This window comes from Anaeromyxobacter sp. (assembly GCA_016718565.1).
Taxonomy (GTDB): Bacteria; Myxococcota; Myxococcia; order Myxococcales; family Anaeromyxobacteraceae; genus JADKCZ01.
Map to the genome: position 1 here is coordinate 534,787 of JADKCZ010000005.1, position 17,124 is coordinate 551,910.

14 protein-coding genes and 1 pseudogene are annotated in these 17,124 nt (G+C 76.6%); 4 read left to right on the forward strand and 11 right to left on the reverse strand.

Features of this window, described 5'->3' with window-relative positions; genetic code table 11:
• Positions 1-21 precede the first annotated feature (21 nt).
• On the reverse strand, positions 22-603 hold the full coding sequence (locus IPO09_14765) for a TIGR02265 family protein (GenBank protein ID MBK9518582.1): 582 nt from the start codon (positions 601-603) through the stop codon (positions 22-24).
• Positions 604-742: 139 nt separating this feature from the next.
• On the opposite strand from IPO09_14765, the gene IPO09_14770 reads away from it, so the two are divergent.
• Together IPO09_14770 and IPO09_14775 are read left to right on the forward strand one after the other, a co-directional pair.
• On the forward strand, positions 743-1,531 hold the full coding sequence (locus IPO09_14770) for a hypothetical protein (protein MBK9518583.1): 789 nt from the start codon (positions 743-745) through the stop codon (positions 1,529-1,531).
• A 6-nt stretch (positions 1,532-1,537) separates the two neighbouring features.
• Entirely contained in the window at positions 1,538-2,140 is a 603-nt protein-coding gene (locus tag IPO09_14775) for a DedA family protein (protein ID MBK9518584.1), read from the forward strand.
• A gap of 9 nt (positions 2,141-2,149) precedes the next feature.
• Here the strand turns inward: IPO09_14775 and IPO09_14780 are convergent, their stop codons facing one another.
• From IPO09_14780 to IPO09_14815, 8 genes and pseudogenes are all read right to left on the reverse strand, one after another.
• Positions 2,150-4,624, reverse strand: coding sequence for an MMPL family transporter (locus tag IPO09_14780; protein ID MBK9518585.1), 2,475 nt, complete (start codon positions 4,622-4,624; stop codon positions 2,150-2,152).
• 74 nt (positions 4,625-4,698) lie between these two features.
• A pseudogene (locus IPO09_14785) lies at positions 4,699-5,334 on the reverse strand (metallophosphoesterase).
• A complete protein-coding gene (locus tag IPO09_14790) occupies positions 5,331-6,155 on the reverse strand; it encodes an acyltransferase family protein (GenBank protein ID MBK9518586.1) in 825 nt (274 codons plus the stop codon). The pseudogene IPO09_14785 and the gene IPO09_14790 overlap by 4 nt, the downstream one beginning before the upstream one ends.
• The gene (locus tag IPO09_14795) at positions 6,152-7,342 is read right to left on the reverse strand and encodes a glycosyltransferase family 4 protein (protein ID MBK9518587.1); all 1,191 of its coding nucleotides are present in this window, start codon (positions 7,340-7,342) and stop codon (positions 6,152-6,154) included. The genes IPO09_14790 and IPO09_14795 overlap by 4 nt, the downstream gene beginning before the upstream one ends.
• Entirely contained in the window at positions 7,339-8,097 is a 759-nt protein-coding gene (locus IPO09_14800) for a CDP-alcohol phosphatidyltransferase family protein (GenBank protein ID MBK9518588.1), read from the reverse strand. Before IPO09_14800 ends, IPO09_14795 begins: the two co-directional genes overlap by 4 nt.
• A 7-nt stretch (positions 8,098-8,104) precedes the next feature.
• Positions 8,105-9,421, reverse strand: a complete 1,317-nt coding sequence (locus tag IPO09_14805) for an inositol-3-phosphate synthase (GenBank protein ID MBK9518589.1) — start codon at positions 9,419-9,421, stop codon at positions 8,105-8,107.
• 56 nt (positions 9,422-9,477) lie between these two features.
• Complete coding sequence (locus IPO09_14810) at positions 9,478-11,376, reverse strand: hypothetical protein (protein MBK9518590.1); 1,899 nt, start codon at positions 11,374-11,376, stop codon at positions 9,478-9,480.
• Positions 11,373-12,914, reverse strand: coding sequence for a hypothetical protein (locus IPO09_14815; GenBank protein ID MBK9518591.1), 1,542 nt, complete (start codon positions 12,912-12,914; stop codon positions 11,373-11,375). The genes IPO09_14810 and IPO09_14815 overlap by 4 nt, the downstream gene beginning before the upstream one ends.
• A gap of 190 nt (positions 12,915-13,104) precedes the next feature.
• Between IPO09_14815 and IPO09_14820 the strand changes: the two genes are divergently transcribed.
• A complete protein-coding gene (locus tag IPO09_14820) occupies positions 13,105-13,671 on the forward strand; it encodes a hypothetical protein (GenBank protein MBK9518592.1) in 567 nt (188 codons plus the stop codon).
• A gap of 5 nt (positions 13,672-13,676) precedes the next feature.
• Positions 13,677-14,459 carry an ABC transporter ATP-binding protein gene (locus IPO09_14825; protein ID MBK9518593.1) on the forward strand — a complete coding sequence of 261 codons (783 nt, stop codon included), beginning with the start codon at positions 13,677-13,679 and terminating at the stop codon, positions 14,457-14,459.
• Here IPO09_14825 and IPO09_14830 read toward each other — a convergent pair.
• Both IPO09_14830 and IPO09_14835 read right to left on the reverse strand, forming a co-directional pair.
• Positions 14,374-14,985, reverse strand: a complete 612-nt coding sequence (locus IPO09_14830) for an inorganic diphosphatase (GenBank protein ID MBK9518594.1) — start codon at positions 14,983-14,985, stop codon at positions 14,374-14,376. The two genes, IPO09_14825 and IPO09_14830, sit on opposite strands and share 86 nt — an antisense overlap.
• Before the next feature lie 390 nt (positions 14,986-15,375).
• On the reverse strand, positions 15,376-17,118 hold the full coding sequence (locus IPO09_14835; protein MBK9518595.1) for a carboxypeptidase regulatory-like domain-containing protein: 1,743 nt from the start codon (positions 17,116-17,118) through the stop codon (positions 15,376-15,378).
• Positions 17,119-17,124 lie beyond the last annotated feature (6 nt).

Here is a 17,124-nt window from a genome sequence, read left to right on the forward strand (position 1 = left end):
GCGGCGCTCGGGGCGACCAGCCTACTCCCACTCGATCTCGTAGACCGAGTCGAGCAGCGTCAGCGCCCGCCCCACCACCCTGGGGCGGATGGCGTCGGTGGCCTGCAGGCCGGCCAGGATGACGGCCTGGTGGAAGACCGGCGGCATGAAGTCGCGCCGGAAGGACATGACGGCCTGGCGCGGCCCGGGGAACTCCACCGTCCGCTCGCCGTAGCTGACCGCCGCCTTGTAGCCGGGCGCGCCGGAGGCCAGCATGCGCCTGGGATCCTTGCCGCCCACCGCGAAGACCGTGCGCCCGATCATGGAGGCCAGGAAGCCGGTGATGGTGCGCCGCCCCAGCTCGGTGAGCACCTCGTCGGCGCCGCCGAAGGTCGGCTCCAGCCGATCGACGGCGTTCCAGGTGGTCCGCAGGTACTCGCCGATGGGGTACGAGAAGAAGTCGACGCGCGCGCCCTTCTTGAGGACGTCGACCTCGGCCGGTGCGGCCGGGCCCAGGTGGTCGCGGACCAGCGAGAAGAGGGTGTTGTAGTTCAGCCCGCGCGAGGTGTCGGCGGCGGAGGCGGCTGCGAGCCGCAGGCTGAGGTCGTCACGGTCGGCGGGCACCAGGGTCCCTCTGGTTGGGTCGAGATGTCACCACCGCGGTGACCCGGGCGGTAGTCCCGGGATCCCGATACTCCCACACCGGCGTGGGGTGCGGCGCCGACCTCACCCTACAGCGCCATCGGGGGTATCATCGGCGGCCATGGACGCCAGCGTCGAGGAGGTCAGGTCGTTCATCGAGGGGCAGCGCCCGGTCCAGCAGGCCTTCTTCGGCGCCAAGGCGGCCGACAAGGTGCTGGCCTTCGTGGCCTCCACCTCGGCGGCCGGCTCGCTGGCGTCGGTGACGGCCCACCGGCTCCTCGGGCTGGAGCGCGGCGCCGCGGCCAGCGCCCTGCAGGTGTCCCTGGCCGGCCACCTGCCGCACCAGCCCGGCGCCGGCGAGGCGGTCACCGTCTGCCTCTTCGACCAGTACGTCGGCTACCAGGTGAAGACGCGGCCGGGCGGGCCCGGCCCGGCCGTGGAGGCCGGCGCCGCCAGCACCCGGGTGCGCGGCAGCCACGTCTACACGCTGCACCACAGCCCCTTCATGATGACCGCCTTCGAGCGGGTGCCGGTGGACGAGGTGCTGGGCGCGGTGGGCCGCGCCCCCTTCGCCCTGGCGGCGGTGGGCGCGCAGGTGAACCTCTCGCCGCGCTTCAACTGGCACACCGCGGTGCGCCAGGGCCGGCTGGTCCTCTTCCACGGGGACGGCCTGCCCCTCAAGACCTACCTCAACCTGAAGTCCAACCCGCGGGTGGTGCGGGTGCTGGTCGATCCGCGCACCTTCCAGGGCTACGTGCTGGAGGGGGACCTGGAGGAGTACGTCGAGGCCGACGACCGCGAGGCCCACCAGGCCACCTGCCACGGCTTCGCGGCCGGCGGCTGGGGCAAGCCGGCCCGCACCTTCCGCTTCACCGCCGAGTCCATCCGCGTGCTGGCGCCGCAGGGGTAGCGGGGCGTGGAGACCCCGGCCGCCTTCCTGGCCCGCTGGCACTACGCCGGGCTCTTCCTGGTCATCCTGGCCGAGGAGGCCGGGGTGCCGCTGCCCATCCCGGGCGACCTCTTCATCGCCGCCATGGGCTTCATGGCCCAGCGGGGCGGCGCCGCCTTCCTGCCCACCGCGGCGGTGGTGACGACCGCCACCGTCCTGGGCGCCAGCATCCTCTACCTGGTGTCGCGCCACGCCGGCCGGCCGCTGCTGGTGCGGGTGGCGCGCCGCTTCGGCTTCACCGAGGCGCGCGAGCAGCGGCTGGAGGGCTGGCTGGCCCGCCACGGCGCCCTGGCGGTGGTGGTGGGCCGGCTCATCCCCGGGCTGCGCATCGTCATGACGGTGGTGGCCGGCGTGCTGCGGCTCGACCGGGCCACCTTCGTCACCGGCACCTTCTTCGCCGGGATCATCTGGTCGACCATCTACTTCTGGCTGGGCTACGCGCTCGGCGAGGGCACCGAGCGGCTGGGCGGCTTCTCGGCGCTGGCCGGCCACTGGCCGTGGGCGCTGGCGGCGGCCGGGGTGCTGGGGCTCGCCACGCTCTGGTGGCGGCGGGCCCGCGCCGCGCGCTGAGGGCCGGGGTCAGGGCCGGCGGCGCGCCAGCTCGCGCCAGCGCAGCAGCGCCGGCAGCGCCAGCAGCGCCGCCGCCAGGCAGGCCACCTCGCCCAGCACCGCCAGCAGGCCGAAGGAGTTGAGCGCCTGGTTGCGGGCCAGCAGCAGCGAGGCGTAGCCGATGACGGTGGTGAGCGAGCAGAGCGCCACCGCCCCGCCGGTGGTGCGGACGCAGTCGGCGATGGAGGCGGCGTGATCCAGGCGGCGCCGCTGGAAGACGTTGACCGCGTAGTCCACCCCGATGCCGAAGGTGATGGGCAGCGCGATGAAGTTGAGCATGTTGAGCCTGAGCGAGAACGCCCCGGCCAGCCCGAGGAACCAGAGCACGCCCAGGGCCAGCGCCAGCAGCACCCAGCCGGCGTCGGCCAGCGAGCGCCCGCCTGCGCCGCGGGCGCCGAAGGCCAGCAGCACCAGCCCCACCACCCCGACCAGCGAGAGCAGGGTGGCCCGCGGGCCGTCCTGCCGGATGGCCCCCAGCACGTCGGCGAAGACCAGCATGGAGGAGGCGGTGGGCAGGTCGGCGCGCGGCAGCGCCACGCTGCGCAGCTCGGCGGCGAAGCGCAGGATGTCGCGGCCGTCCCAGACGTCGAGCGACGCCGCCGGGTAGACCAGCACCGGGGTGCCCACCCGCCCGTCCACCTCGGTGAGCTGGCGGCGCAGCGTGGACGGCAGGTCGGCGGCGCCGAAGGGGCGCAGCCCCTCGGGCGGCAGCACGGCCTTCACCATGAGCTGGCGCTCCGGCGACAGGAAGGAGAGGTGCTCCGGCGTGGCCAGCGCCCGGAGCTCGGCCAGCAGCGGCAGCTTCTCGGCCTGCCCCTCCGGCACGAACCCGGCCACCGAGAGGATCGAGCCCAGGGTGGTGCCGGGGGTGGCCTTCCGGTGCGCCTCCAGCCGCCGGCCCACCTCGCGCGCCTCGGCCTCGGTCTCCGCCAGCAGCACGGTGGGGGTCAGGTGGTCGCCGAAGAGCGCGTCCACCCGGGCGTCCCACCAGGCCGGGCCGCCCTCGCGGAGCGCCCCGCGGTCGCGCAGCTTCTTGAAGTCGTACTCCAGCGGGTCGCGGGCGAAGCGGACCACCATCACCACGGCCGCCGCCGAGAGCAGCAGCGCCGCCACCGCGGTGGTGCGCGGCCGGCGCTCCACCAGCCAGGCCACCAGCAGCGTGAAGACCGGGCGGGCCGGCCGCTGCCCGGGCTGGACCAGCGGCGCCGAGCGCTCCCAGGCCAGCGTGAGCGGCGGCACCACCAGGTAGGCGAAGAGCCAGGAGAGGCTCATGCCCAGGCCGCCGATGAGGCCGAACTGGGCGAAGCCGCGGAAGTCGGTGGAGAGCAGCGAGGCGTAGGCCACGCCGGCCGACAGGGCGGCGGTCAGGGTGGCCAGCCAGGTGGTCTCCACCGCGGCGGTCATGGCCGGGAGCGGAGCCGCGCCGCGCCGGCGCTCCTCCAGGTAGCGGGCGAAGAAGATCAGCCCCACGTTGATGCCGTTGCCGATGACGATGGAGCCGAGGAAGGCGGTGTTGGAGTTGAGGTGCCCGACCAGCAGCTCGGCCAGCCCGAAGGTGGTGAAGACCCCGGCGAAGAGCGGCAGGCCGATGGCCGGCACCGCCTTCCAGGTCCGGTTGTAGACGGCGATGGCGATGGCCACCAGCAGCACCACCAGCAGGGTGGCCCAGACCAGGTCCTCGGCCAGGGCGTCGTGCTCCAGGATGCTGGAGGCCACGTAGCCGCCGTAGGCCACCTCGAGGCCGGGCGCGTTCGCCTGCGGGTCGAGCCCGGCCACCGCCTCCTTGACCAGCCGGTCGAGCGCCACCACCCGCTGGTAGTCGCCGGGGTCGCCGGCCAGCCGCACCAGCATGGCCAGGGCGTCGAAGGACTCGCCGGGCCGGGCGCCGGGCACCTTCCCGGCGATGTAGCCGGAGGGGAAGCGGCCCAGCAGGTCCTTGCGGTCGCCGGCCAGGCCGTCGAGCAGCCCCTCCACGTCCGGGGCCGGGCCGCTGGCCGCGCCGCGCCCCTGCGCCGCCTCCCAGGCCAGGCGCGCCTCGAGGGTGTCCCGCAGCCGCACCAGCTCGGCCCGCTCCGGGAAGAGGAGCAGGCGCGGCTTCATGAAGTCCACCGCCTCGTCGACGCGGTACTCGACCCACTGCACCAGGCCGCCCGGGGCCGCCTCCAGCCGCTCGGCCAGGTCGTCGGCGAAGAGCGCCAGGGTGAGCGGATCGGCGCCGTGCAGGATGACGGTGGACTCGGCGAAGCCGCCCACCCGCTTCGAGATGAGCTGGAGGTCGCGGGCCGAGCGGCTGTTGGCCGGCAGGAGCTCGGCCAGGTCCGGGCGCAGGTCGCCGTAGAGCCGCACCGTGCCCCACAGGCCGAGCCCGGACACCAGCGTCACCAGCGCCAGGATGAGGAGGCGGTGGCGGTCGGCGAAGGTCACCCAGCGGCGGGACAGGGTCACGTGGGCTCCTCGGGTGGGCCGTCCAGGGCGGCCGCGGTCGCGGCGCCGCCCAGGTCGGAGAGGTGCAGCGCCTCCAGCCGGGGACCGGCGGCGTCGAGCACCAGGTACTCCAGCGCCTCGCCGTGCAGCGAGCCGGCGTTGGCGTAGCGGTCGCCCGGGGCCAGGTGGGCGCGGTGGACGTGGCCGAAGACGCCCAGGTCGTGGCCGCCGGCCGCCACCAGGCGGCGGCAGCGGCCGGAGAAGATCCTCACCAGGCGCTCCTCGGCCAGGCCGCGCACCAGCGCCTCGGCGCCCGCCGCGAACCCGCGCACCAGCGCGGAGCGGCCGAAGCGGCGCGAGATGCCGTCGCCCAGCCGACCCACCGGCGAGGCGTTGACCGGGTCGGCGGCGTGGCCGTGCGCCACCAGCACCCGGCCCAGCCCCGGCCAGTCGAGCGCCAGCGCGGCCGGGCCGCGGTCCGGGTCGTGGTTGCCGCACGTCTGGCGCAGCCTTCCCTCGGCGCGCAGCGCCTCGGCCGCGGCGGCCACCGCCGGGAAGGCGCGCGGCCCGGCCCCGGGGCCGGCGAAGAGCTCCTCCCAGACGTCCCCGTTCAGGATCACCTCGCCGCCCGCGGCGCGGGCGCGGCCCAGGAACCCGAGCGCCAGCCGCCCGTGGGCGGCCGGGCTGCGCGGCCCGAGGTGCCAGTCGGAGGCGATCAGGACCGGCCTCACGCGCCGGCGCCTCCGGGGCCGCCGCCGGGCGCGCCGCCCGGCGCCCCCGCCTCGCCCGGCCCGCCGGCCCCGCCCGCCCTGGTCGGCACCCGGTGGCCGGCCTCGCGGCGCAGCCCGTCGATGAGCGCCTGGGTCCGCTCCCAGGCCAGCGCGTGCAGGGGCCGCACCAGCGCAGGATCGCGCGCCCGCTCCGGCAGGAAGGGCACCGCGATGGGCTCGCCGGCGGCGATGCGCAGCTTGACCGGCAGCGGCAGCGGCGACCAGAAGGAGAGCTTCTTCCAGCGCCCCCCGGGGTAGGCCTCGGCGCCGCCCACCACCGCCAGCGGCACGATGGGCAGGCCGGTCTGCAGCGCCAGCCGGACGAAGCCGTAGCGCCCCTCCCAGCGCAGCCGGTAGAAGTCGCGCGACGGCTGGGCCTCGCGGCTGCCGCCCGGGGTGAGCAGGAGCGACTCGCCGGCCCGCAGCGCGGCCAGGCAGCTGGCCTCGTCGGGCGGGATGAGCCCGCTGACCGCCTTGACCCGCGGCAGCCCCGGCAGGAAGCGCTCGATCTGGCTCTCCGCCGCCACCACCCGCATCGGCCGGCGCGGCCCCACCCGCCGGAAGAAGTCGCGCCAGGCCACCCAGTAGCCGGCCATGACGAGGTCCAGCACCAGGTAGCCGGCGCCGTGCAGCGCCACGTAGATGCAGGGCCCGGGGTGGGGCGTGCCGCGCGTCTCGGTGCGGTGCCAGCCCCAGACCGCGGCCGCCCAGACGGCGTAGGGCCGGTAGAACCAGGCGTCCTCGCGGATGGCCTCGAGGTGTGGCGCGGCGGGCTGCTTCACGGCGGGCTCCTCCCGGCGGCGCGGCCGGCCGCCTCGGCGGCGTGGTGGCGGACCGCGGCGGCGTAGATGCGGGCCACGTGGGCGGCCACCCGGTCCCAGGACAGGGTGGCGGCGCGGGCCAGGCCGTGCGCCGCCAGGCGGGCCCGCAGCGGCTCGTCGCGCAGGGCGCGCCACAGCGCCTCGGCCAGCGCGGCCGGGTGGCCCGCCGGGGTGAGGAGCGCGGCGCCGCGGGCCGCCTCGGCGTAGCCGGGCAGGTCGCTGGCCACCACCGGGCAGCCGGCCGCCATGGCCTCCACCAGCACCATGCCGAAGCTCTCGCCGCCGAGCGACGGCGCGCAGAAGAGGTCGGCCCCCCGGTAGGCGGCGGCCAGCGCCAGGTCGTCGAGCCGGCCGGCGAAGGTGAGGCCCGGCCCGGTCAGGCGCGCCGCCAGGGCAGGTGGGCCGCTGCCCGCCACCAGCACCTCGACGGTCCGCCCCGTGGCGCGGAGCCGCGCCACCGCGTCGAGCAGCACCCCCAGCCCCTTGCGCGGCTCGCCGAAGCGCCCCACGAAGAGGATGCGGGGCGGCCGGTCCGCGGCGGCGACGCCGGCCTGGCCGGCCAGGGCGGGCCCCACCAGGTCCGCCGGGCCCGCCGGCCCCTCGTCCGCCAGCGCCGCGGTGAAGCGCCCCAGGTCCACGCCGTTGGGGATCACGGCGGTGCGCCCGCGGAAGACGGCGCGGCTGAAGGCCTTGGCCTGGCGCGACACCGCGATGCCGTGGTCGATGCGGCCCAGGGCGGCGGCGGCCACGCGGCGCAGCAGCCGCTGCACCGGCAGCTCCCGCTCGGCGCTGGCGTGGAAGGTGGCCACCACCGGGCGGCCGTGGCGGCGCGCCCAGCCCATGGCGTGGCGCCCCGGCCCGGGCACCAGCGGCTCGTGCACGTGGACCAGCTCGGCCCCCGAGGCCTCCAGCCAGCGGTGGGTGGCGCGGGCGTCGGCCAGCAGGCCGATGCGGGCCACGCTGCCGTTGGCGGGCAGCGGCACGACCCCGCGGACGCCGGTGCAGCCCGGCGGCACCTCGCCGCTGGCCGGGCCGAGGACGGCGGCGCGGTGGCCCAGGGGCGCCAGCGCGGCCGCCAGGGCCACGGCGTGCCGGTTCACCCCGCCCTCGTGCGAGAGGTCGTACGGGGTGATCACGGCCACCCTCACGGCGCCCCGGCCGCGGGCGGGCCGGCCGGCCGGGCGAACGCCCGCCCCTGGAGCCGGCGGCGGATCACCACCATGCGCGCCGCCGCGGTGAGGCCGGCCCCCACCGCCACGTGCGCCGCCCCGACCTGCGCCATCCACCCGGCGGTGTCGGCGGAGAGGAACGGCGCCGGCAGCAGGAAGGAGAGCATGATGACCACCCGCTGCGGCCGCTCCAGCCCGAAGGCCGGGCACTCCACGCCCAGCCCCTCGCCGCGGGCGCGCGCGTAGCTCACCATGAGGGAGGCCACCAGCGCGGCCACCGCCAGCGACGGGCCGAGGCGGCCGGGCAGCCCGAGCGCGACCCCGGCGAAGAGGGCGATCTCGGAGAGCCGGTCGAGGTTGGAGTCGAGGAAGGCGCCGGCCGGGGAGGCGGTGCCGGTGGCGCGGGCCAGCTCGCCGTCGAGCATGTCGAAGGCCGAGCCCCACAGCAGCGCCAGGCCGGCCAGGCCCCAGGCGCCGGTGGAGGCCAGCCAGCCGGCCAGGCAGGTGATGGCCACCCCGATCCAGGTGAGGGCGTCCGCCGACAGGCCCAGGGCGCGCGCCGCGCCCACCAGCGGGCGGAGCAGCCAGTAGGCCCAGCGCCCCGCCAGGGCGAGTGCCCCGCGCCGGCCGGCCAGGCGCGCCGGGGCGGGCGGGCGGGCCACCGCGAAGGCCGCCAGCGAGACGGCCAGCAGCGCCAGGTGGCCCACCAGCGCGAGGCGGTCGGCGCCCGTCATCGGCTCATCAGGTGGCGGCGGGCACGGCCGCCGGGGTGGCCGGGACCACCGCCTGCGCTGCGAAGCCCCGCAGCGCGCGGTGCAGGTGGATCTGCTGCTGGAAGAGGTCGTGCACCGGCCCGCGGCCGGGCGCGGTCACCGGGCTCTTGAAGAAGAAGGAGAGCCACTCCTGCGGCCCGCGGTGGCCGGCCCGCTGCGCCAGGTCGGCCAGCAGCGCCAGGTCCAGCACGATGGGCGCCGCCAGGATGGAGTCGCGGCACTGGAAGTTCACCTTGATCTGCATCGGGTAGCCGAGCCACCCGCGGATGTCGATGGCGTCCCAGCCTTCCTTGTTGTCGCCGCGCGGCGGGTAGTAGTGGATGGTCACCTTGTGCTCCACGTCGCCGTAGAGCTCGGGGTGGTGGTCGGCGTCCAGGATCTGGTCGAGCACCCCGAGCTTGGAGACCTCCTTGGTCTTGAAGCTGTCGGCGTCGTCGAGCACCTCGCCGTCGCGGTTGCCCAGGATGTTGGTGGAGAACCAGCCCTCCAGCCCGAGCATGCGGGCGTGCAGCATGGGGGCCAGGGTGGTCTTCATGAGGGTCTGGCCGGTCTTGAAGTCCTTGCCGCCGGTCACCACCCCCTGCTGCTCGGCCAGCTGCCGCAGCGCCGGGACGTCCTGCGAGAGGTTGGGCGCCCCGTTCATGAAGGGCACGCCGCAGCGGAGCGCGGCGTAGGCGTAGACCATGGAGGGGGCGATGGTGGGGTCTCCGGCGTCGAGCGCGGCCTCGAAGGCGGCCAGGGTGGCGTGGGCCGGGCCGGCCTCGACGTAGACCTCGGTGGAGCCGGTCCAGACCATGACGGCGCGGGCGCAGCCGTTGGCGGCCATGAAGCCGCGGATGTCGGCCTGCAGGGCCTCGGCCTTCTGGCGCAGCGTGCCGGTCTTCACGTTGGGGCCGTCGAGCCGGCGCACCCAGGCGTGGTCGAAGACCGCCGGCATGGGCTTCACCTGCTCCAGCTGGGCGCGCACCGGGTCGAGGTGGCGCCGCTCGAGCACGTTGGCCCGCAGCGCCGCCTGGTAGGCGTCGTCGGGGAACGGGTCCCAGCCGCCGAAGACCAGGTCCTCGAAGGCCACCAGCGGCAGGACGTCCCGCAGGCGGGGGCCGGGCTCGCCGGCGTCGCCGATCAGGTGGCCGAGCTGGGTCAGGCAGCCGATGGGGTGGGCCAGCTTCTGCTTCACCGCCTCCACGCCGGCGATGGCGGTGGTGGCGACGGCGCCCATTCCGGGCAGGAGGACGGCGAGCTTCTCGCCCTTGCGCAGGGCCGGGAGGGTGCGGGCGACTGTCATGGTGGACACCTCCTACCCCAACGGGGCACGAGGGGAAAGCAGTCCGGTGCGGCGTGTCAGAACGCCACCTGCCCGGTGAAGCTGGCCGCGCGCAGCAGCGGCCTCCCCAGGGACGGGTCCAGGAAGGTGGTGCGCACCAGGTGGAGCTGCAGCCCCAGCGACAGCCCGGGCACCAGCTCCAGCGTCCCGTTCACCGCCGCCAGCTCGTTGCGCGACACCGGCGCCTCGTCGAAGGGGGCCGCGCCGGAGCCGAGCCCGGCCACCACCGCGTCGAGCCCCGCCAGGGCCCTGAGCTCGAGCCGCTGGCCCACACCCACCGCCAGCTGCAGCCACCCGCCGGCGGAGCGGAGCCGGTGGTGGCGGCCGGTGGCGGGGTCGAGGCGCGGCCGCTGCCAGAGCGACCCCTCCAGCAGGTGCACCCCCTCGCCCACCCAGGCCTCGCCGGCCAGCGAGGCGGTGGGAGAGAGCGGCAGGAAGAGCTCCAGGCTGGCGGCCCGCACCGGCAGCCGCTCCAGGGCGGGCGCGGGCAGCCCCGCCTCGGCGGCCCAGGCGGCCTCGTCCGGATCGCCCAGCCGCTCCTCGCCCATCACCGCCGAGAGCGACACGGTGAGCGGGTAGTCCTCGCCGTAGAGCCGGCCGCCGCGGCCGGCGTCCACGTAGGCCAGGCGCGCCGCCAGGAAGGGGGCCGGGACCGCGCCGCCGGGCCAGGCCTCGGCGCCCAGCTGCGACTTGTGCTTGCCCACGAACCCCTCCAGCAGCACCGGCCCCAGCGAGGTGGAGGCGGTCAGCCCGACCAGGCCGCCGGCCAGGTCGCCGAACCCCTCCGGCGAGGTGAGCGTGCCGGCGGTCAGGCCGCTGAAGACGCTCTGCCCCAGGCCGAGCAGGAAGCGCAGCCCCAGCTCCTCGTCGAGGAGCTCGGCGTAGGCGCTGTCGAGCTCCGGCGCCGGGTCCTTCACGAAGGCCGCCGCCACCGCGCCGCGCAGCTGCCAGCCGCCCGGCCCCCGCGGCGACTGCACCGACACGCCCACCACCGCCGGGCGCGGCAGCACCACCAGCCCCGCCCCGCCCGGCGCCACGCCGCCGGGCACGGCCGGCTCCTCCCGCTCGCCGGCGTCCACGTCGTCCACCAGGAAGAGCAGGCGGAGCGAGCCGAAGGGGGCCAGGCGGGTCTCCTCTCCCGGCGGGGCGAAGGTGGGCAGGCGCGAGGCCGGGTCGGGCGCCTTCACCACCTGCAGCGGCAGCTCCTCCAGCGCCGCCGCCACCCGCAGCCGCTGCCCCGCCACCACCACCACCACCCGGTCGAGCCGGCGGTAGCCCTCGTGGGAGAGCGACAGCAGGTGTTCACCCGCGGTGACGGCCGGGAGCACGCCGTCGGGGCCGAGGTCGCAGGGCCGCCCGTCGAGGGTGCAGGCCGCGCCGGCCAGGTTGACCACCAGGGCCAGGCTGCCGGTGTCGTCGAAGAGCGGCGCCAGCCCGGCCCGCCAGGGCGCCAGCGCCTCGGCCTGGGCCGCCGGCACCTCGAAGGTGGCGGCCGCCGCCACCCGCCCGGCGCGCAGGTCGAGCCGGCGCAGCCGCACCGTGAGCAGGTCGCCCTGCCGGCCGTACTCGCCCACCAGGGCGGCGTCCACCCCGCGCGCCCGGAGCGGCGCCGCCGCGGCCAGCAGGCAGGGCTCGTCGTCCAGGCAGTCGAAGAGCGTCACCAGGTAGGCGCGGCCGAGCGCGCCGCGCAGGTCGTCGTGGCGCAGCGGGGGCGCGCCGCCCAGCGCCTCGGCCACGCCCTCCACCGCGGCCCGGAGCCGCTGCGCCTCGGCCAGCCGGGTGATGGCGGTGGCCGAGCCGGGGCCGGCCTCGACGGGCCTGAGGCCGAGGACCGCCAGGCCACCCGCCGGCGCGGCCGGGGCCTTCGCGGCCGGGGCGAGCGCCAGCGCGGCGAGGAGGAGGAGGCGCAGGGTCACCGAGGGGCTCCGGGCGGCGGCGCGGCCGGCGCTTGCGCGGTGGAGCGCGGGGCGGCGGAGGGCGGCTGGGCGGCGGCAGGCGGCGGCCCGAGCCGGAGCCAGGGGGCGCGCGCCAGCTCCAGCCACGGGGCGGCGCGGGACTCCACCGCCACCGTCACCTCCTGGCGCCCGCCCAGGTCGCGCACCGTGAGCAGCCGGCAGGGGGCCCGCTCGGCCTCGGCGTCGCCGGCCACCTCGCAGGCGGCGCCGGCCGGCGGCCCTTCCCCCGGCAGCTCCACCAGGAGCCGCCAGCTGGCCGGGTCGAGGAGCTGCGCCAGCACCTCGCCGCGCGCCACGCTGGCGGCGTCCGCCGCCACCCGGTGGAGCGGCCCGGCCGCGGGGGCCGTCACCGCCACCTCGCGGCCGCGGCGGCGGCTGGCCCCCAGCCGCTCCTGCTCGCGCTCCAGGAACTCGCGGTAGACCGGGTCGCCGGCCGCCAGCGCCGTCAGCTCGGCCAGGCGCGCCTGCGCCTCGGGCGTGGGCGGCTCCGCCTCACCGGCCGCCAGCAGCGTGCCGAGCGGCTCACCCTGGCGGACGCCGCGGGCCAGCTCGGCGCGCCAGGTGAAGCGGCCGGCGGCGGGGGCGGTCACCGTGGCCAGCACCGGCCGCCAGCGGCGCTCCAGCGGGGCGCTGCGCCAGCGGGTGGTAGGGGCTACTGCCTCCGCCGCGACGCGGGCTGCCGCCGCCGCTCCGGGCTGGCCGCCCGGGGTCCGTCCCTGCGAATGAGCCGGCGCCGCCGCCGCACCCTGCGCCGCACCCAGCGAGCCCGGTGCTCCACCCGGCGGCGGCGCGCCGGACCCGGCCTCCTGCCGGGTCGCCAGCCAGGCCACCGCGCCCACGAGCGCCAGCGTCGCGGCGAGGGCAGGCGCGACGCGCCGGGCGCCGCCGGCCTTCCTCGCTCCAGCGGCGTGCGCCCCGGCGGCCTGCGCGGCGCCCACGGCCTCGGGCCCACCGCCCCGCCGCGCCCCCACCGCGTGCGCCTCGAGCAGGAGCCCCTGCCCGATGGCCGCCAGCAGCTGGGTGGCCTGGCTGTTCTCCGGGTGGGCCTCCAGGATGGTGGTGAAGTAGCCGGCCGCCTCCTTGGGCCGGCCCAGGTGCATGAGCCGCACGCCGGCGCGGTAGAGGGTGCGCGTCTCCTCGTCCCAGGGCTGGCGGCCGCGCCGCGCGCCCTCCGTGGCAGGGTGCGGCGTGCCGGGCGCCGCCAGGAAGCCGTAGAGGCCGAGCTGGCGGACGAACTGCGAGAGGCCGTCGAGGTCCACCGGGATGCCGAGCCGGTCGGCCGCCTGCAGCACCTCCCCGGCGCGGCGGCGACCGTCGAGCATGCGGGCCACCGAGAGCTCGAACTCGTAGAAGGGGAACCGCTTGCCGCCGGCCGGATCGGACAAGAGCGAGATGACCGGCGTCGGGCCGGGCTCGACCAGCAGGTCGCCGCGGAAGAGCGGGACCACGTCCGCCGGGTCGATGGTCCCGGCCACCTCGGCTGCGGCTGGCGCGTTCACGGCCGATCAGCCCGTGGTGCCAGCCCCTTGCCACCCGGAGCGTCCGGGGCTTCGCTGGGTTTGGCGATCCGGCGCGGACCCTGGGTTCAGCTGGACCCGGGATTCAGACCCGTGGCCCCGCCCCGGCTGGCAGGCGGCCCGGAAGGCAGGTATACGGTCGCCCTGCCGCCTCCCGGGAGGCCTCACCAGCGTGGCTCACCTCGATCCCAGGCGCGACCGGCTGCTCCTCCTCGCAGGCCTCCTCGCGCTCTTCGCGCTCTCTGCGCTGACCGACCCCTCCTGGCTGGCCGCGGCCTGGCTCCTGGCGCTCCTCGGCTTCCGGCGCGGCGCGCCGCGCGCCCTCGGGCGGCTGCTCCGCTCGGTGGTGCCGATCTCGGTCGGGTTCTCGGCGGCCTCGGCGGGGTGGCTGGCCTGGGTGGCGGAGCGGCCGGTGGACTGGCGCGCGCTCTCGGCCCTCAACCTGCGCACCACGCTGCTCGGCTTCCTCACCCTCTCGGTGCTGGCGCGGGTCAACCTGGTGCGGGCGCTGGCCCCCTGGCCGGCCGTCTCGCGCCTGCTGGCCATCGTGCTCGGCCAGGTCCACGCGCTGCGGCTGCTGGTCACCGACTCGGCGCTCGGCCTGAAGAGCCGCCTGGTGCGCCGGCCCGGGGCGCTCGACGTGGTGCGCGGCGCCGGCGGCGTCACCGCCACCCTGGTCACCCTCTCGGCCCGCAACGCGCGCGACGTGGCCGACGCCCTGCGCGCCCGGGGGGCCTGAGGCCCGTGCCCTACGACCTGGCGCGCGTGGCGGTCTCGGCCGGCGGGCGGCCGGTGCTCACCGAGCTCACCTTCACGGTGAAGCCGGGCGAGCGGCTGGCGCTGCTGGGCGTGAACGGCTGCGGCAAGACCACGCTCATGAAGGTGCTCGGCGGGCTGGCGCCCCCCAGCGCCGGGGCGCTGCGCTACGGCGGCTTCCCGCTCGACGCCCGGCGGCTGGGCGAGGCGGCCTTCCTGCGCACCTTCCGGCGCGAGGTGGCCTTCCTGTTCCAGAACGTCGACGCCATGCTCTTCAACCCCACCGTGGCCGACGAGATCGCCTTCGGGCCGCGGCAGCTCGGCCTGCCGGACGTGGAGGCGCGGGTGGCCCAATGGGCCGAGGAGTTCCGCCTCACGCCGCTGCTCGACCGGCCGCCCTTCGAGCTCTCCGGCGGCGAGAAGAAGCGGGTGGCGCTGGCGGCGCTGCTCTGCCTGGAGCCGCGGGTGCTCCTGCTCGACGAGCCCACCGCCAACCTCGACCCCGCCACCGGGGCCCACCTGGTGGAGCTGCTGCAGGGGCTCACCGGCGTGGCCGTCGTCTGCTCGACCCACAACCTCTCGGTGGTGGAGGAGCTGGCCGACCGGGCGCTCTTGCTGGCCCCCGGGCGCCCCGGGCTGCTCTACGACGGCCCGGTGGCCGGGCTGCTCGGCGACCAGCGGCTGCTCATCGAGAGCGGCCTGGCCCACGCCCACCGGCACGCCCACGGGCCGGGGACGCACGCCCACTACCACGTGCACGACGCCGAGTAGGGCGGGCCGGCGGGCAGCAGCCCTCCACCAGCGCCTCCGCCTCGGCGGCGCCGCCCCAGCCCAGCACCTGCGGGTTCTTCTTCCCGAAGACCACCGTCATGAGGAAGAACTGCTCCAGCTCCTCGCGCAGCCGCCGCGGCAGGTCGTCGGCGTCCTCCACCGGCGCGCCCCGCTCGTACTTGACCGGCAGGAGGATGAGCCGGTCGTTGCGGATGCGCCCCGCGCCGCCCTTCAGGTCCTGCTCCAGCCGCACCACGCCCACCGCGCGGCAGCGCACCACCGTGCCCGGGTAGCTGGCCGCGTCCCAGACGATCATGGCGTCGAGCGGGTCGCCGTCGGCGGCCACCGTGCCGGGCACGAAGCCCCAGTCGTACGGGTAGGCCAGGCCCAGCGGCAGGGCGCGCGCCACCGTCATCACGCCCAGCGCCGGCTCGTACTTGAGCTTCACGGTGGCGCCGCGGGGGGACTCGACGACCACGTGGATGGCGCCGTCCTCGGCGCGGGCAGGCAGGTGGCGCAGGTCCATGGCCTCCTTCTGCCGGGCCGGGGGGCGGCGCGCAACCCGACCCGGAGTTCCGCCGTTCGTACCGCCGTCCGCGGCGCGGACCATGGTGCGGCCGAATCCCCGGTGAAGGCGCGGGCCGCTCCTCCTCCGCCGCCATGGCTCGGCCGGGGAGCGAGGTGGCAGCGCGTTCCACGGGAAGCACAGGACGACCCGCTTGTGTTGTTCGGGCGCACGAACAACACAGAAGGGGCCGTGCGTGCGGCCCGGGTCGAGCTCGTCCTCGATGGCCACCGCACGGTCCGAGCCGCGGACGGAGGTCTCCGGGGCGGAACTCCCGGCCCGCGCGCTCGGGCGGATATCCCGGCCCGCGTGCTCGAGGTGGCGCAGTTCGGGCCGCGGGCGCCACCCGAGTCAGGGCGAGCGGACGCAGGCCGGGCCCGACGACGGGACCTTGACGACCACGGAGCGGTCCTCGCCCTCCACGAGGTCGATCACCGTACAGGCGCAGGTGAAGACCGGTTCGACGGCGGCCGCGACCACCGTGTAGCGATCCGGCGGCAGGTTGGCGATCCGGTGCACCAGTTCATCGCCCCCTCGGTAGTAAGGCACAGGCGGCTGCCGCCGCTTCCCGAGCGCACCATCCGCACCGACCTCGCCAGGGATGACGTAGTCCCACGCGCGGGCGAACCCGCCGTCGGCGGTAGCCACGTGGACCTGGAGTGACGACGGCCGACGAGCCGCCCGGAAGCGGCCCGTGACCGGGGCGCCGTCCGCGGTCACGTCGACCTGGAGATCGGGGCCTTTGGGGCGGGTGAGGCCGGTCTTCGATTGGGAAGTGAGCCGGAGTGAGTAGCGCCCAGGGGCCAGGTCCGTGATGATGCAATGCCCGCCGCCCGCGCTGCTGCAGCGGCCCCCATGCTCGCCGGCCACCGCGACGGCCGCTCCATCAAGGGGCCTTCCGTCGGCCTCCTCAACCCGGAGGTCAACCACGCCTTCAGTGCCGGCGCCGAGCCGGATCTCGACATCGCCCTGGCCCTCGGGGGCTACCGCCTCGGTCCGTCGGCGGCCTGGGGGCTCGAGACGGAGCGGGGCGTCGGACGCGGCCACACCGGGCAGCGCGAACCGACCGGCCGAATCGGTGATGACGTCGGATCTCATCGCGTAGCCTGCGTACCCGAGCAGCACCCTCGCCCCGCTCACCGGAGCCCCGGCCTCATCGACGACCCGGCCGGTCACGGTGCGTGGTGGCCCGAGCTCGATGTCGCCGAGGTCCTTCTGCTCGCCCTTGGCGAGATCCACCCTGAAGGCGAGCCGGCCGTGTCCCTCCGCACTGACGAACACGCCGAGGTTCACCCAGGGCATGTAGATCGGGACCTCGAAGCGCCCGTCTTCGGTGTTGAACACCCACCCGCCAGATGGCTTGGTCTCGACGACGAAGCGCGCCGGTGCCCTCCGCTGCCCCTGGCCATCGGGCACCGTGACCCTGCCACGGATGGAGGTCATCCCTTGCACGGGGACGACCAGGGCCGGGATGCCGGTCTTGACGGGTAGTCCCTCGACGCTGGCCACCCGGCACCACCAGCCAGCGCCCTCGGCGAAGAGCCGGTAGCTTCCGGGCCGGAGATCGACCAGCCGAAACCGGCCGGAGGTGTCGGTCGGCGCCACACCGAAGGATGCCCCGCCGCCCGGTGAGGACTCGGCTGGCTCCGGGAAGACTCGGACCGAGACCCCGGCGACCGGACTCCCGTCCGGATCGAGGACGCGGCCTGCGATCTCGGCCGGCCCGCCGAACGCCAGCCGCAGGCCGGAGCGCTGCTCGGGGCGCTCCGCATCGACGAGGACGGCCCGGCCGCGGAGCCCATCGCTCACCAGGCCAGCCATGATGTTGACCGTCCCCTGGCGGACCAGGATGCGGAAGCTACCGTCCGCCCCGGACTGGCCGCGGAGATCGCCGCCGTCCCGCCACGGGCGCCACCGCCGGAGGTCCTGGCCTGGGCCTCGCTGGCCGTCCACGAAGATGACCGCGCCGGCCACCGGCTTGCCGGCGGCGTCGATCACGACGCCCGTGACCTCCACCGGCGGCAGATCGCCGGATGGCGTCGAGCCTTCGGCTGCGGCCAGCGCGAGCAGGAGCGATACCGAAGCGGCCAGCATCACAGC

Coding starts and splice junctions, on each gene's coding strand:
- IPO09_14805 (MBK9518589.1), bottom strand. CDS start 9,421: ATGACAGTCGCCCGCACCCTCCCGGCCCTGCGCAAGGGCGAGAAGCTC.
- IPO09_14835 (MBK9518595.1), bottom strand. CDS start 17,118: ATGCTGGCCGCTTCGGTATCGCTCCTGCTCGCGCTGGCCGCAGCCGAA.
- IPO09_14830 (MBK9518594.1), bottom strand. CDS start 14,985: ATGGACCTGCGCCACCTGCCTGCCCGCGCCGAGGACGGCGCCATCCAC.
- IPO09_14770 (MBK9518583.1), top strand. CDS start 743: ATGGACGCCAGCGTCGAGGAGGTCAGGTCGTTCATCGAGGGGCAGCGC.
- IPO09_14800 (MBK9518588.1), bottom strand. CDS start 8,097: ATGACGGGCGCCGACCGCCTCGCGCTGGTGGGCCACCTGGCGCTGCTG.